Source organism: Mesorhizobium sp. (genome assembly GCF_004963255.1).
GTDB lineage: Bacteria > Pseudomonadota > Alphaproteobacteria > Rhizobiales > Rhizobiaceae > Mesorhizobium.
The window spans coordinates 57,174-70,955 of sequence record NZ_SUGA01000013.1 but is presented as its reverse complement, the minus strand read 5'-3'; the positions used below and the strand labels follow the sequence as shown (position 1 = coordinate 70,955).

The following is a 13,782-nucleotide window of genomic DNA, read 5'->3' as shown; positions in this document are numbered from 1 at the left end:
AGGACGGAGCGGCAATGGTCGAAATGGCCATCGCCATTACTTTGCTGCTCACCCTCAACCTCGGCTTCGTCGACTTCGGCTACGCCTTCTATCAATGGAACGCGGCAACCAAAGCCGTGGAGATGGGCGCAAGGCTGGCGTCGATTTCCGATCCGGTAGTAAACGCAGCCACGCTTGCAGCAGCAGATCCGGCTTCAAATCCCGGGGCGCCTATCACAGCGGGGACGTACTCGTTCGAATGCAAATATTCCGGCAGCGCGGGCGCATGCAACGGCAATTCCGCGATATTCAATTCTGCCGCTTTCAGTCGAATCTTTCGTGGCGATACCGCAGCCACCAACGACGATGCTTGCCCTGTACTGTCTGCCAATCAGAGACCCGGCATGTGCCATTTCTTCCCTGGCCTGAAGCGCAATAATGTCGTGGTGACTTACACGGCAACCGGCCTCGGCTATCAAACGCGGCTCGACGGCCCGGTGCCGACCATCATTGTCAACCTGCAGAACATCGACTTCCAGTTCTTCTTCCTGGGCGGTTTGCTCGGGTTTGGAAACATGACGATGCCCTCCATGCTGAGCACGGTGACGGGCGAAGACCTGAAAACGAGCGCGCCAACATGAACGCCATCGACACAAGAGTTCTCCCAACCAAGCGCAAACAGGTCGCCCTGTTTTCGTCGGATCCGAATTTCAAGCGCGACGTCACCACGCGGCTCGACGCGCTGGCGATCTATGACGTCAAGGTCTCGGACGCGGCGGAGTTCCTGAAGGGGCCGCCGGTCGACAGCCGGCCGGGCATCATCATCCTCGACCTCGGCAATGGCGAGCTGCTCGGCAATCCGGCGATCGTCGAGGCGCGCGCGGCCTGGGCGTCGGTGCCGCTGATCGCGATCTCGGACGAGCTCACCTCCGAGCAGACGCGCGTGCTGGTGCGCATGAACGCGTCCGACTGGCTGCACAAGCCGCTCGACGCCAAGGAGCTGCTCAACGCCGTCACCTTCCACGACACCGGCAGCCAGGGCACCAAGAGCCGCATCATCACCTTCATCGCCGCAAGCGGCGGGGCCGGCGCCACCACGCTGGCGATCTCGGCGGCGGAGCACCTTGCCTCGAAGTCGGCCGAGCGGGCGGCCGCGACCTGCCTCGTCGACCTCGACTTCCAGAGCGCCAATTGCGGCGCCTATCTCAACCAGTTCAATCAGTTCGACCTTTCCGGCATCATCGGCCAGCCGGACAGGCTCGATGTCGAGCTGATGGACGTCATCAAATTGTCGCGGCCGTCAGGCCTCACGCTCTACTCCTTCGAGCGGCCGCAGCTGCCGTTCGAGCCACACGGTTCCGACTTCGTGTTCCGGCTGCTCGACCTCGTCGCCTACCGCTTCGACGACATCGTCATCGACCTGCCCAATATCGAGGCGCCGTGGCATGACTCGGTGCTGCGCACGAGCGACGAGATCTTCATCGTCTTCGAGCTCAACGTCGCTTCGCTGAGGCAAGGCAAGCGGCTCTACAAGAAGATCCGCGAATTGCGCGGCAACAAGGTCAGCATCACGCTGGTCGCCAACAAGCACAAGCGCAAATGGTTCGGCAACCACTTCTCGCGCAGCGAGCTGGAGAAGATCTTCAAGGCGCCGCACATCAAGTCGCTGGCGCTGGACAACGCGCTCCTGGCCGATGCTCTCAATCGCGCCATCCTGCCCTCCGAGGTGGACGGACGCGCGCGCTTCAACAAGGACTTGAAACGCATGTTCAAGGAGCGGCTGGACAATGCCCAGCGCTAGCTCGAAGCGGCGCGTGACGGCGCGCCTCGCGGCTGCCTGCCTGATCGGCATGGCGTCGATGTCGGCCTGCGGTTTCGCGCAAGCCGCGTCAAGCCTGCCGCCGCTGCCCGCCATGGGCCCCAGCTTGCGCAAGGCAGTCGCCTTTGAGAGCAGCGAGCAGCCGGGCACGATCGTCATCCGCAAAAACGAGAAGGCGCTTTATCTGGTGACGGGCCAGGGCCAGGCGCTCCGCTACCAGATCAGCGTCGGCCGCGACGGTTTCGGCTGGACCGGAACGGTCAAAATCGCCTCCAAGACCGAATGGCCGGAATGGCGCCCGCCCAAGGAAATGCGCGCGCGCCAGCCCGAACTGCCGGCGATGGTGCCGGCCGGTCCCTACAATCCGCTCGGCGCCAGGGCGCTTTATCTTTCGCGCGACGGGCGCGATACGCTCTATCGCATCCATGGCACCAACGATCCCAAGGGCGTCGGTTTCGACGGCACGTCCGGATGCTTCCGGCTGACGAACACCGATGTGATCGATCTCTTCAAGCGCGTCGTGGTGGGCGCAAAGGTGGTGGTTGAATGACGATGATCAGCGAGCCGGACGTTCCGGCAATCGAACTCGGTCACCGGGAAACCGTTCCGGGAAAGCCCAGCCGCGCCAGGATGATCGGCGTCATCGCCGTCGGCGCGTTGCTTGTCACCGCCGTCAACGTGACGGCCGCCGTCTATCTCTATCGCGGCGTCAACGACCTCAAGACGATAGAGGCGCGGCTGGGAGAGCTCGGCCAGTTCGAGCAGCGCATCGGCGCCCGCATCGACACCGTCAACAACGGGTTCCAGAGCCGGTTCGAAACACTTGACCGCCAGCTGCAGGCGAATTTCGGCCAGATCAACGGCAATGTCGCCAGGCTCGAGCAAGGCCAGCCCGTCGGGGCCAGCGAACCGGCGACCGGCGCTCCGGAGCCGAGCATGCTCGGCAACACAACGGTGGCGGATGCGTCCGCAGTCGATGAAAGCTCCGGCGACGGGCTGCCCTCGTTCAAGCGCAAGGTCGCGCCTCCCGGCCCCAACCCGTCCTACCAGCGCATCCAGCAGCCCGACGGCAAGGTCTATTACAAGAAGATCAACTGAGCCCGCGGGCCGTCGCCCGGGCCGGCGGGTTACAGGTCGCGCTGCAGCGCCAGCATGCGGGCCGCACGGGCTTCGGCGCGCAGTTTCGCGTCGCGCAGGAAAGCCACGTGGCAATAGGCGCACGCCGCGAGACCGAGGCACAGCACCAGGCAGTTCTGCAGGCTGAAATCGACCATCAGCGAGTATCGCCAGCCGCGCGGCGTCGTGAAGGCGGCAATCGTGCTCGCTGTCTCGGCATGGCTGCTCAGCGCGATCATCAGACCGGCGAAAAGCATGGCTGCATGGTTGGCAAGGAAGAAGCCGGACGACCTCTTTGCCTGGCAAACCATCCAGCAGGCGCCCGCCGCGAAAACAAGGATAGCGGCGTCGACGGCCATCGATCCGCCGAGATAGACATGCGCCTGCTGCCAGAACATGGTCGAGTAAGGTCGCAGCTCAAGCCAGGCGTGCCACACGGCGGGGCTCGCCGGATAAAAGCCGAGAAGCAGCGCCGCCATCCGCTCCGCCGCCAAGAGAAGCAGCATCAGGGCCGGAAAGGCAAAAAGCAGTATCGGCTTGCGCATCATGTCATCCCCTCGACATCCGATGGCCGATTCTAGGCCGCATTGGTTGCGCGAGACTTAACGCAACGCCTTGCTTTTCAAGGAATGTCGCTCATGTCTAATGTGCGGAGGGATCAACGGTCGGGATGGCGTCGTGTCGACAGGAGCTAACGGGGTCGGGCTGGATCAGCATCACCGGCCGTCGGCGCGATTTCGCGGAGGCGCGCGCGTGAGCCAGGCGAGACCGCCCAGCCGCCCGCTACTGGCGCCGATGCTCGGTGGTCTCGGGCTGCTCGCCGGCATGCTGCTGATCGCCGAGGGCAGGCGCTGGCTGCCGCCCGACCCGCCTCCGGTCACGCCGACCCAGGATGCCGACGACCTCAAGCTTGGCTCTCAGGCCCCGGTGCAAGACACGCGGCCGGGCGAGCCGGCACGCAAGATCGCCGAGAATCTCATTGCGCCGCCGCCGCTCGACCCGTCCGGGATCGATCGCATCGAGCCGCGCCCTCCGCTCGGCGAACTCGGGCTCGCGCCGCGACCGAAAACGCCGATGCCGCGGGATTGGCGCGAGACGCTGCTTTTCGGTCCGGTTGCGACCTCCTCGGCGGTCTTCGAGGCCATGGGACGCACGGTCGCCATCAGCGGCACGATCGACATGGCCCCCGACAGGACCTGCACGTTCGACAACACCGCCTGGCCCTGCGGCCAGCGGGCGCGGGCCACCTTCAACGCCTGGTTGCGCGGCCGGGCGCTGAAATGCCTGCTGCCGCCGGATGCCGACCGCTTCGCGATCGCCGCGCCCTGCGCGCTCGGCAAGCAGGATGTCGGCGCCTGGCTGGTCTCCAACGGTTGGGCGCTGGCCGCTCCCACCGGCATCTACGGCAAGGCGGAAGCGGTGGCGAGAGAAGCCAGGATGGGCATTTTCGGACCACCGCAATAGCGCCGCGGGGAAGCCGGTTCCGTCATAGAATTGCGTGAAAGCAGAATGGTCAGAGCGATTGAGCGATTCTAGAAAATGAGGGCTGCCCCGGCCGGCAGGTCATCAAGCGCGCAAGCCGCGGGCCGCGGTCGCATGCGTGGGCCGGATCCAGCGCTTCCATGGAGAAGAAGTCGACTTTGCATCAAATTGTACGCTTCCCTGAAACCGAATTTGCAACGGACCTCCTGTAAGGCAATGCGTCGAACAGGAGATTGGCCCTTGACCACGAAAACACCGACCGCGCCGGCTCAAACGTGGAAGCACCTCACCTTGCTGGCCGTGCTTGGCACCGCCGGCTGCGTCACCCTTTCGCTGGCCCTGAATTACCTGATGCTCTTCAGCGACAGCCTGACGCCGTTCGCCCGCGGGGCCGTCACGGCCATCATCGTGCCGATCGTCATCGGCCTGCCGCTGTTTGCCCTCACCGGCTGGCAACAGATCGAGATCCGCCGGTACCGGCAGGAACTCACCAAATCCGGCACCTACGACCAACTGACCGGCTGCCTGAACGGCAAAGTGTTCACATCGATGGTCGACAGGAGAGCGGCGAGACCGGCCGGTCCGCGCTCCGGCGCCTTTCTGGTCATCCATCCGGAGCATCTGGCGTCGATCAACCTGCGCTTCGGTCTGGAATGGGGCGACGAGGCCTTGCGGCTGATCGCATCGGCGATCCGATCCGCGGTGCGCAAGGACGATCTGATCGGCCGGCTCGGAACCTCGATGTTCGGCGTCTTCCTGCCGGGTGCCAGCGACCAGGACGCCAAGGAGATCGGCGAGCGTATTCGCGGCGCGGTCGGCGAAATCTATTTCGCGCCGAAGGGCGACAAGGACGTGCTTGCGATCAGCGTCGGCGGCGTCGTCTTCGAACATGAGCTCGACTTTGAGGACATGTACCGCTTCGCGGAGGAAGGCATGGCCGAGGCCCCCGACGAAGCCGGCCTGCGGCTGTCGCACGTCACCAACTGAGCCGGCGCGATCGGCCTGCTTCCTGGTCGCACCGGTAAACACGGCTGGGCCGTGGTGGCGCCGGAACTGGAGGCCTCGCCCGGAATCGAACCGGGATTGAAGGATTTGCAGTCCTCTGCGTGACCATCCCGCCACAAGGCCTCGCAGGCGAGGCATTGCCATTGGGTAGGCGCCAGACCATCGTCAGGCGCTGCCCTATGCGACAATTGCAGGGGAAGGCTGGTGCTGCGAGAGAGGATTGAACTCTCGACCTCTCCCTTACCAAGGGAGTGCTCTACCACTGAGCTACCGCAGCCTGCGATGGCGGCGCTTCTGCCATATCGAACCGGCAAGCGCAAGGCCAAGAAAAACCCAAAGCGTCGCATGCGATTCTTGGCCGCCATTAAGCGGTTTGGGACGGTATGCGCGGCCGATCCACAGCGTGAAACCCGCCGGACGGCCTGCTTTCATGACATCGCCGGGCCAAAATGCTACCCATTGCGGAATCGCAGCCGGCTGACCACCGGTCAGGGATTGGATAATGGGCGAGAAGACAAATCCACCGAAAAAGGGCGAAGCCGCGCGCAAGGAACGGTTGGCCGAGGCGCTGCGCGCCAATCTGCAGAAGCGCAAGGCGCAGACGCGTTCGCGGCGCGCTGGCGACGCTGACAAGCAGCGCGCCCGCGATGCCGATCAACGGTCGGAAGGCTTGCCGGCTGCTGGAAAAATGCACAAGGACTGACCAAATCAGCCATACTGCCCGGCCATAGTCGGTCCGGTTTTAGGAAAATCCTATTTCTTGAACCAAGCCGGCCAATGGTCTAAGCCGGGCGCATCAACCGATTGAACCGGCTTGTTCTGGCCGAGGGGACGTTTTCTTATGGATCGCATCAGAATTGTCGGCGGCAATGAGCTGGCCGGTACCATTCCGATCTCGGGCGCCAAGAACGCGGCACTGCCGCTGATGATCGCCTCGCTGCTCACCGACGACACGCTGACGCTCGAAAACGTGCCGCATCTGGCCGATGTCGAGCAGCTGATCCGCATCCTCGGCAACCACGGCGTCGACTATTCCGTCAACGGCCGCCGCGAGAGCCAGCAGAAAGGCTATTCGCGCACGATCAATTTTTCCGCCCGCAACATCGTCGACACCACCGCGCCTTACGAGCTGGTGTCGAAGATGCGCGCTTCCTTCTGGGTCATCGGGCCGCTGCTTGCCCGCATGGGCGAAGCCAAGGTGTCGCTGCCCGGCGGCTGCGCCATCGGCACGCGCCCGGTCGACCTGTTCCTCGAGGGCCTGCAGGTCCTTGGCGCGGAACTCGACGTCGACAACGGCTATGTCCTGGCCAAGACCCGGAATGGCCGCCTGGTCGGCAATCGTTACGTCTTCCCGAAGGTCTCGGTCGGCGCCACCCATGTGCTGATGATGGCGGCCTCGCTCGCCAAGGGCGAGACGGTGCTCGAAAACGCCGCCCGCGAGCCGGAGATCGTCAATCTCGCCGAATGCCTGATCGCCATGGGCGCCAAGATCCACGGCGCCGGCACCTCCACCATCACCATCCAGGGCGTCGAGGCGCTGTCCGGCGCCCGTGTCCGTGTCATACCCGACCGCATCGAGACCGGCACCTATGCCATGGCGGTGGCGATGACCGGCGGCGATGTGGTGCTGGAAGGCGCGCGGCCCGACCTGTTGCAGACGGCGCTCGACGTTCTCGTCGAGACCGGCGCCGAAATCACGCCGACCAACGAGGGCATCCGCGTCAAGCGCAATGGCGCCGGCATTGCGCCGGTCGACGTGACCACCGCCCCCTTCCCCGCCTTCCCGACCGACCTGCAGGCACAGTTCATGGGCCTGATGACCATGGCCAAGGGCAAATCGCGCATCACTGAGACGATCTTCGAAAACCGCTTCATGCATGTGCAGGAGCTCGCGCGGCTGGGCGCCCACATCACGCTTTCCGGCCAGACGGCGATCGTCGACGGCGTCGCCAAGCTGAAGGGCGCTCCCGTCATGGCGACCGATTTGCGCGCCTCGGTGTCGCTGGTGATCGCCGGCCTTGCCGCCGAGGGCGAAACCACGGTCAACCGCGTCTACCACCTCGACCGCGGCTTCGAGCGGCTGGAAGAGAAGCTCTCGGGCTGCGGCGCGGTGATCGAGCGCATTTCGGGCTGACGCGCACGAAGCAGGTGCTCCAGACAAAATAAGCCTCATAAGCCTCGCACGTGTTAGGGGCGGCCAATTTTGAAGCTGGCGCTGCCCTCATCCGCCCTTCGGGCACCTTCTCCCCGTGAACGGGAGAAGGCCGCGACTGCACCCTTGGCGCCTTTGCTGCAACGTTCGCGATTGGCGAAATCCCTGACGAAAGCCTCCCTTCTCCCCGTCACTATGCGGAGAGAAGTGCCCGGCAGGGCGATGAGGGGCAGCACGGACCCGGCGTGATTGCCTTTGGCTGCATCCGTGCCGAGGTTGCACGGACTGGAAAGACCGCCTAACAGAAGGCTGAAACCAACCTTAGGTACAAATTCCGCATGGCAGCTCTCAAGCTCATCGCGCTCGACGATCAGGATCTGAGCATCGTCTCGGCGCATGTCCAGGACGCCGTGATGAAGGTCTCCGACCTGGAGTACCTGCCGGCGGCCAAGCGCTTCGTGCTGACCATGAACCGCTTCGTTTGGGAGGCGAAATCGGGCCTGTTCCGCCAGCACAATGAACGGCGGCAGAGTGTCCTGCATTTCGACCGCGTGCTCGGCGTCAAGACCAGCGGCATACAACGCGACAAGCCCGCCGAAGTGCTGTCGCTTCTGGCGATCAGCTTCATTGCCATCAGCAAGCCGGCCGGCATCGTCGAATTGGTGTTTTCGGGCGGCGGCACCATCATGCTCGACGTCGAATGCGTCGAGGCACGGCTTGCCGATGTCGGCGGCGCCTGGGAAGCCACCTCGCGACCTGTGCACAGAGGCTGACGATGGCCATCACGCTCCGCCAGTCCGATACCGATTTCGAGCAGCGCTTTTCGGCCTTCCTCACCACCAAGCGGGAAGTGTCGGCCGATGTCGAGGCCGTGGTGCGGGACATCATCGCCCGCGTGCGCGCCGAAGGCGACAAGGCGCTGATCGACTACACGCTGAAGTTCGACAAAGCCGATCTCGGCGCGCTCGGCATCGCCGTGTCGAAGGACGACATCGCCAAGGCTTATGAAGCGGCCGATCCGGCCACCGTCGAGGCGCTCAAATTCGCGCGCGACCGTATCCGTTCGCATCACGAGCGGCAAAAGCCGAAGGACGACCGCTACACGGACGCCGCCGGCGTGGAGCTCGGCTCGCGCTGGACGGCGATCGAGGCCGTCGGCCTTTACGTGCCCGGCGGCACGGCGTTCATCAGCACCGAGCTCGGGTAGCTCGCCGTGCCGGCCAAGGTCGCCGGCGTCGAGCGCATCGTCATCGTCGTGCCGGCGTCGGGCGGCGTCATCAATCCGCTGGTGCTGGTGGCGGCCGACCTTGCCGGCGTTTCGGAGATCTACCGCGTCGGCGGCGCGCAGGCCGTTGCGGCGCTTGCTTATGGCACCGAGGCGATCAGGCCCGTCGCCAAGATCGTCGGTCCCGGCAATGCCTATGTCGCGGCGGCCAAGCGCCAGGTGTTCGGCACGGTCGGCATCGACATGATCGCCGGACCGTCGGAAGTGCTGGTGGTGGCCGATGCCGACAACGATCCGGACTGGATCGCGGCCGACCTTCTGGCGCAGGCCGAGCATGATGTCTCGGCGCAGTCGATCCTGATCACCGACAATGCCGAATTCGGCAGGGCGGTCGAGCAGGCGGTCGAACGCCAGCTGAAAGTCCTGCCGCGCGGCGAGACGGCGGCCGCCAGCTGGCGCGATTTCGGCGCGGTGATCCTGGTGCCGACGCTCGAGGCCTCGCTGCCGCTGGTCGACAGGATCGCGGCGGAACATGTCGAGCTCGCCTTCGACGATGCCGAGGGCTTCCTCTCCAGGATGCGCAACGCGGGTGCCGTGTTCATCGGCCGGCACACCCCGGAAGTGATCGGCGACTATGTCGGCGGCTCCAACCACGTGTTGCCGACAGCACGTTCGGCGCGTTTCTCCTCGGGTCTGTCCGTGCTCGATTTCGTCAAGCGCAGCTCGATCCTGAAGCTCGGGCCGGAGCAGCTCAAGGCGCTGGCGCCCGCCGCGATCGCGCTTGCCAAGGCGGAAGGGCTCGATGCGCATGCCCGCTCCGTCGCGATCAGGCTGAACATGTAGCGATGCCCGGCCGCGACCAAACCCGCGACAGGCTGATCGACGTCGAGCTCGACGAAACGATCGGACGTTCGACGCCCGATGTCGAGCACGAGCGGGCGGTGGCGATCTTCGACCTCATCGAGGAGAACAGTTTTCGGCCGGTCAACGACGACGGTGCGGGTCCTTACAGGCTCAAGCTTTCGCTGGCCGAGTCGCGCCTGGTCTTTGCCGTCAGCCGCGAGGACGGCGCCGAGGTGGTCACCCACATCCTGTCGCTGACGCCGCTCAGGCGCATCGTCAAGGATTATTATCTGATCTGCGAAAGCTATTACGAGGCCATCCGCTCCTCGACGCCCAGCCATATCGAGGCGATCGACATGGGGCGGCGCGGCCTGCACAATGAGGGCTCGCAGACCCTGATGGATCGGCTGGCCGGCAAGATCGAGATCGATTTCGACACGGCGCGGCGGCTGTTCACGCTGGTCTGCGTGCTGCACTGGCGGGGCTAGATCAGGATGACGTTTCGTTGAACCGCCGTCCTGGTCCCGCTCTTTATTGGAGCATGATCTTTTCCAAAAACCGGTTCCCACTTTTCGGGATCATGCTCTAGTGCCGGCCCCCCTGCCCCACTCGATCCTGTTTCTGTGCGGCATGAACGCCGTGCGCTCGCCGATCGCGGAGCAGCTGGCGCGCCGCATGCTGCCCGCCACCACCTTCGTCGCTTCGGCCGGCGTGCGCGCCGGCGAGCGCGATCCGTTCGTCGATGCGGTGCTTGCCGAGGACGGCCTGTCGCTTGGCGAGCGCCAGCCCCGGACGCTGGAGGATCTGGAGGATGACTATTTCGACCTGATCGTGACGCTGGCGCCGGAGGCCCACCACGCCGCGCTCGAGCTCACCCGTTCGCTCGCCGTCGAGGTCGAATACTGGCCGATGCCGGACCCGACCGACACCGGCGGGACGCGCGAGCACATCATGGCGGCCTATCGCGATGTGCGGGAGCGGCTGAAAACGCGCATAAGCCGACGTTTCCTGCGCCCAGAGGCAGGAAACACCACGGATTAAGCGTGTTCACAAGCGCACGATTATCATATAGGTTCCGCCGCAATTTCCAGCCGGGTGCTGGACCTACCATCCAAGCAAAGGTATCGAATGCCGAAGGAAGAAGTCCTCGAGTTTCCAGGTGTGGTCACCGAACTGCTGCCCAATGCGATGTTCCGCGTGAAGCTCGAAAACGAACATGAAATCATCGCCCACACGGCCGGCCGCATGCGCAAGAACCGCATCCGCGTGCTGACCGGCGACAAGGTCCTGGTCGAGATGACGCCTTACGACCTGACCAAGGGCCGCATCACCTACCGTTTCAAGTAGCAAATCGGCGTTAAGCACGATGAGCATCCTGCAGAAGCTCGTGCTTGCCTCGGGTTCGCCGCGCCGCATCGAACTCTTGCAGCAGGCCGGCATCGAGCCGGACCGGGTGCTGCCCGCCGATGTCGACGAGACGCCGCAGCGCGCCGAGCATCCGCGTTCGCTGGCCAAGCGCCTGTCCAAGGACAAGGCCGAGAAGGCGCTGGCCTCGCTGAAAAGCGAGGAAGATTACGCGCCCGCCTTCATCCTCGCCGCCGACACGGTGGTGGCGGTGGGGCGGCGCATCCTGCCCAAGGCCGAGACGATCGACGACGCCATCAATTGCCTCGGCCTGCTCTCCGGCCGCTCGCACCGCGTCTATTCCGGCGTCTGCCTGATCACGCCCGGCGGCAAGCTGCGCCAGCGGCTGGTGGAGACCAGGGTGCGCTTCAAGCGGCTGCCGCGCGAGGAGATCGACGCCTATATCGCCTCCGGCGAATGGCGCGGCAAGGCCGGCGGCTATGCCGTGCAAGGCCTGGCCGGCTCCTTCGTCGTCAAGCTGGTCGGCTCCTACACCAATGTGGTCGGCCTGCCGCTTTATGAGAGCGTGGCGCTGCTTTCCGGCGAAGGCTTCAAGGCGCACAAGAACTGGCACGTCGCGCGGCCATGAGCCTGGACGACAAGGTGACACCGCTTCGGCCGAAGCGGCCCTGCCCCGAATGCGGAAAACCGTCCTCGCGCGAGCACTATCCGTTCTGTTCCGCGCGCTGCAAGGACATCGACCTCAATCGCTGGCTGAAGGGCGCCTATGTCATCCCCGGCCGTGACGGCGAAGAGGACGACGAGGACAGCCCGAAGCCTGACCCCAAGGACGAGGGCTAAGCGCCAGCGGCACGCCCGCTTCTAAAGCGCGTCGCGATCTTTCAGAATCGCTCCATGCGCTTTAGGTTTTTGATTTACGCATGTGGTTATCCCGAAACCGGTTCCCACTTTCGGGAGACATGCTTTAGGGTGGTTGCGGGCAATCAGATTCCGGCTTTGCCCGAAAGTGCGATTGCTCCTTTGCCGACATCGTTCGAACCCCATCAGGCGCCTGCGACAATTGCCCCGGAAAATCGCCCGTTAGGCGCTGGACAGCCAAGATTCCCGTGCTATAACCCACGCGCTTTCAAGGGGCGCCGCCTGGTGCCTTCGCGAAACCCGGCGGGCGCATCCCGTTAGCCGGCGCAGGCCCAGATAGCTCAGTTGGTAGAGCAGCGGACTGAAAATCCGCGTGTCGGTGGTTCGAATCCGCCTCTGGGCACCATCCCCTCTTCTCCCGACATTCCCTTTCGCCGAAGCTTCTACGCTGCGGCTTCCGCAAACGCATGAAATCGTTGATCTTTTTCTGTCAAATGGCGCATTTGCGCTGGCCAGGAGCGCTTCGGGCGCATTTGGTCCAACGAGGCGGGGGGGTGGTATTTACGTTGGTATTCGACATCCTGATGGTATCGAAGCAGCCAAGGGAGACCTGACAAATGGCCCTCTCCGACATGAAATGCCGCAACGCCCGCCCCGCTTCCAAGCTTGTCAAACTATCAGACGGAGGCGGACTGCAGCTATGGGTGCAGCCCACGGGCTCTCGCCTCTGGAGGCTCGCCTACCGCTGCGACGGCAAGCAGAAACTGCTAGCACTGGGCGGCTATCCTCTTATCTCCCTGGCCGAGGCGCGCCAAGCGCGTGATGACGCTAAACGGCTCCTGATGGCTGGCATAGATCCTGGAAAGGAACGCAGTTTGCGGAAGGCAGACTCGGCAAAGGACTCCTTTCGCTCAATTGGGGACGAATATGTTGAGAAGCTGAAGAAGGAGGGGCGTGCCGACCGGACGATCAGCAAGGTCAAATGGCTCCTCCACTTTGCCTATCCGACAATTGGCGACATGTGCATTCGGGACATCGATCCGGCCACTATCCTTACCGCCCTTCGTCGCGTCGAGGTTCGCGGTCGATACGAGTCTGCTAGGCGACTACGCTCCACCATCGGCACGGTGTTTCGGTACGCAATCGCGACCGCACGCGCCGGGGGAGATCCGACCATCGCCCTGAGGGGCGCACTCATCAGTCCGACGGTCACGCCTCGTGCTGCGATTACCGATCCTAAGGCCTTGGGGGGCTTACTGAGGGCGGTCGATGCATTTGACGGACAGCCAACAACCAGAGCCGCCTTGAAGCTGATGGCAATGCTGTTTCCCCGCCCGGGTGAGCTGCGCGCGGCTGAATGGGGAGAGTTCGATTTCGAAAGCTCGGTCTGGATCATTCCTCAATCACGTATGAAAATGCGACGGCCGCATCGCATACCCCTTCCGAGGCAAGCCGTCAGCGCCCTGACCTCACTTCGGGAAATCTCAGGTGGAGGGTCACTGTTGTTTCCTGGGGTCCGTTCGGGTTCGCGCCCAATTTCCGACAATACGCTCAATGCCGCCCTGCGCCGCATGGGCTACGGCAAGGACGAAGCTACCGCCCATGGATTTCGAGCAACTGCGTCAACTCTGCTGAATGAGTGCGGTAAGTGGCATCCTGACGCGATAGAGCGGCAGCTGGCCCATATTGAGAACAACGATGTCCGTCGCGCCTACGCCCGAGCAGAGCACTGGGAAGAGCGAGTTCGGATGATGCAATGGTGGGCCGATTATCTTGATGAACTAAAGCGCAAAGACTCATGTGTGATCTCAATCGCGGTACGCGGCAAGCCTCCTGTCCATGCATCATCGCGCCGGATCCTGCTTGCGCACTCAGATGGCAAGCAAGGCGAACCGGCTCCGCCAAAGAAATCGAAGCGCTGATATCTAATCACCCCAT

Annotated in this window: 16 protein-coding genes, 3 tRNA genes and 1 pseudogene; 17 read left to right on the top strand and 3 right to left on the bottom strand. The window is 63.9% G+C overall.

The features are described from left to right. Positions 1-14 precede the first annotated feature (14 nt). Genes E5X34_RS16055 through E5X34_RS16040 form a run of 4 tightly spaced genes read left to right on the top strand, consistent with a single transcriptional unit; the run spans position 15 to position 2,896 of the window. On the top strand, positions 15-620 hold the full coding sequence (locus E5X34_RS16055; RefSeq protein WP_292566453.1) for a TadE/TadG family type IV pilus assembly protein: 606 nt from the start codon (positions 15-17) through the stop codon (positions 618-620). Then, positions 617-1,780 (top strand): AAA family ATPase, encoded by a 1,164-nt coding sequence (locus tag E5X34_RS16050; RefSeq protein ID WP_292566450.1) that lies wholly within the window; start codon positions 617-619, stop codon positions 1,778-1,780. Before E5X34_RS16055 ends, E5X34_RS16050 begins: the two co-directional genes overlap by 4 nt. After that, entirely contained in the window at positions 1,767-2,348 is a 582-nt protein-coding gene (locus E5X34_RS16045) for a L,D-transpeptidase (protein WP_292566445.1), read from the top strand. Before E5X34_RS16050 ends, E5X34_RS16045 begins: the two co-directional genes overlap by 14 nt. After that, a complete protein-coding gene (locus tag E5X34_RS16040; RefSeq protein ID WP_292566442.1) occupies positions 2,345-2,896 on the top strand; it encodes a hypothetical protein in 552 nt (183 codons plus the stop codon). The genes E5X34_RS16045 and E5X34_RS16040 overlap by 4 nt, the downstream gene beginning before the upstream one ends. 29 nt (positions 2,897-2,925) lie before the next feature. On the opposite strand, the gene E5X34_RS16035 is transcribed toward E5X34_RS16040, so the two are convergent. Then, positions 2,926-3,462: a hypothetical protein gene (locus E5X34_RS16035; protein WP_292566439.1), complete on the bottom strand. Its 537-nt coding sequence runs from the start codon at positions 3,460-3,462 to the stop codon at positions 2,926-2,928. Positions 3,463-3,667: 205 nt separating this feature from the next. Between E5X34_RS16035 and E5X34_RS16030 the strand changes: the two genes are divergently transcribed. After that, complete coding sequence (locus E5X34_RS16030; RefSeq protein WP_292566436.1) at positions 3,668-4,378, top strand: thermonuclease family protein; 711 nt, start codon at positions 3,668-3,670, stop codon at positions 4,376-4,378. Between the two features lie 258 nt (positions 4,379-4,636). Continuing rightward, complete coding sequence (locus E5X34_RS16025) at positions 4,637-5,383, top strand: GGDEF domain-containing protein (protein WP_292566433.1); 747 nt, start codon at positions 4,637-4,639, stop codon at positions 5,381-5,383. A gap of 67 nt (positions 5,384-5,450) precedes the next feature. Here the strand turns inward: E5X34_RS16025 and E5X34_RS16020 are convergent. Both E5X34_RS16020 and E5X34_RS16015 read right to left on the bottom strand, forming a co-directional pair. Continuing rightward, positions 5,451-5,524: transfer RNA gene (locus tag E5X34_RS16020), tRNA-Cys, on the bottom strand. Positions 5,525-5,603: 79 nt separating this feature from the next. Next, positions 5,604-5,678 (bottom strand) — tRNA-Thr (locus E5X34_RS16015). A 225-nt stretch (positions 5,679-5,903) separates the two neighbouring features. Between E5X34_RS16015 and E5X34_RS16010 the strand changes: the two genes are divergently transcribed. From E5X34_RS16010 to E5X34_RS15960, 11 genes and pseudogenes are all read left to right on the top strand, one after another. Beyond that, positions 5,904-6,104 carry a hypothetical protein gene (locus E5X34_RS16010; RefSeq protein WP_292566430.1) on the top strand — a complete coding sequence of 67 codons (201 nt, stop codon included), beginning with the start codon at positions 5,904-5,906 and terminating at the stop codon, positions 6,102-6,104. A gap of 138 nt (positions 6,105-6,242) precedes the next feature. Continuing rightward, positions 6,243-7,535, top strand: a complete 1,293-nt coding sequence (gene murA / locus E5X34_RS16005) for a UDP-N-acetylglucosamine 1-carboxyvinyltransferase (RefSeq protein WP_127251224.1) — start codon at positions 6,243-6,245, stop codon at positions 7,533-7,535. A 356-nt stretch (positions 7,536-7,891) separates the two neighbouring features. Next, on the top strand, positions 7,892-8,326 hold the full coding sequence (locus tag E5X34_RS16000; RefSeq protein WP_042640811.1) for a DUF2948 family protein: 435 nt from the start codon (positions 7,892-7,894) through the stop codon (positions 8,324-8,326). Between the two features lie 2 nt (positions 8,327-8,328). Continuing rightward, positions 8,329-9,621: pseudogene (hisD, locus tag E5X34_RS15995) on the top strand (histidinol dehydrogenase). 2 nt (positions 9,622-9,623) lie between these two features. Further along, entirely contained in the window at positions 9,624-10,109 is a 486-nt protein-coding gene (locus tag E5X34_RS15990; protein WP_292566427.1) for a UPF0262 family protein, read from the top strand. Between the two features lie 100 nt (positions 10,110-10,209). Beyond that, positions 10,210-10,662, top strand: a complete 453-nt coding sequence (locus E5X34_RS15985) for a low molecular weight phosphatase family protein (RefSeq protein WP_292566424.1) — start codon at positions 10,210-10,212, stop codon at positions 10,660-10,662. Between the two features lie 87 nt (positions 10,663-10,749). Then, positions 10,750-10,968 carry a translation initiation factor IF-1 gene (gene infA / locus E5X34_RS15980; protein WP_006200926.1) on the top strand — a complete coding sequence of 73 codons (219 nt, stop codon included), beginning with the start codon at positions 10,750-10,752 and terminating at the stop codon, positions 10,966-10,968. A gap of 19 nt (positions 10,969-10,987) precedes the next feature. After that, complete coding sequence (locus E5X34_RS15975; RefSeq protein WP_292566422.1) at positions 10,988-11,614, top strand: Maf-like protein; 627 nt, start codon at positions 10,988-10,990, stop codon at positions 11,612-11,614. Next, on the top strand, positions 11,611-11,826 hold the full coding sequence (yacG, locus tag E5X34_RS15970) for a DNA gyrase inhibitor YacG (RefSeq protein ID WP_292566419.1): 216 nt from the start codon (positions 11,611-11,613) through the stop codon (positions 11,824-11,826). The genes E5X34_RS15975 and yacG overlap by 4 nt, the downstream gene beginning before the upstream one ends. Before the next feature lie 348 nt (positions 11,827-12,174). Then, positions 12,175-12,250 (top strand) — tRNA-Phe (locus tag E5X34_RS15965). Positions 12,251-12,461: 211 nt separating this feature from the next. Further along, positions 12,462-13,766 carry an integrase arm-type DNA-binding domain-containing protein gene (locus tag E5X34_RS15960; protein WP_292566417.1) on the top strand — a complete coding sequence of 435 codons (1,305 nt, stop codon included), beginning with the start codon at positions 12,462-12,464 and terminating at the stop codon, positions 13,764-13,766. Positions 13,767-13,782 lie beyond the last annotated feature (16 nt).

Excerpts from the sequence above, each read along its gene's own strand:
- E5X34_RS16055 (WP_292566453.1), top strand. The coding sequence starts at position 15 with ATGGTCGAAATGGCCATCGCCATTACTTTGCTGCTCACCCTCAACCTC.
- E5X34_RS16050 (WP_292566450.1), top strand. The coding sequence starts at position 617 with ATGAACGCCATCGACACAAGAGTTCTCCCAACCAAGCGCAAACAGGTC.
- E5X34_RS16045 (WP_292566445.1), top strand. The coding sequence starts at position 1,767 with ATGCCCAGCGCTAGCTCGAAGCGGCGCGTGACGGCGCGCCTCGCGGCT.
- E5X34_RS16040 (WP_292566442.1), top strand. The coding sequence starts at position 2,345 with ATGACGATGATCAGCGAGCCGGACGTTCCGGCAATCGAACTCGGTCAC.
- E5X34_RS16035 (WP_292566439.1), bottom strand. The coding sequence starts at position 3,462 with ATGATGCGCAAGCCGATACTGCTTTTTGCCTTTCCGGCCCTGATGCTG.
- E5X34_RS16010 (WP_292566430.1), top strand. The coding sequence starts at position 5,904 with ATGGGCGAGAAGACAAATCCACCGAAAAAGGGCGAAGCCGCGCGCAAG.
- murA (WP_127251224.1), top strand. The coding sequence starts at position 6,243 with ATGGATCGCATCAGAATTGTCGGCGGCAATGAGCTGGCCGGTACCATT.
- E5X34_RS16000 (WP_042640811.1), top strand. The coding sequence starts at position 7,892 with ATGGCAGCTCTCAAGCTCATCGCGCTCGACGATCAGGATCTGAGCATC.
- E5X34_RS15990 (WP_292566427.1), top strand. The coding sequence starts at position 9,624 with ATGCCCGGCCGCGACCAAACCCGCGACAGGCTGATCGACGTCGAGCTC.
- infA (WP_006200926.1), top strand. The coding sequence starts at position 10,750 with ATGCCGAAGGAAGAAGTCCTCGAGTTTCCAGGTGTGGTCACCGAACTG.
- E5X34_RS15975 (WP_292566422.1), top strand. The coding sequence starts at position 10,988 with ATGAGCATCCTGCAGAAGCTCGTGCTTGCCTCGGGTTCGCCGCGCCGC.
- yacG (WP_292566419.1), top strand. The coding sequence starts at position 11,611 with ATGAGCCTGGACGACAAGGTGACACCGCTTCGGCCGAAGCGGCCCTGC.
- E5X34_RS15960 (WP_292566417.1), top strand. The coding sequence starts at position 12,462 with ATGGCCCTCTCCGACATGAAATGCCGCAACGCCCGCCCCGCTTCCAAG.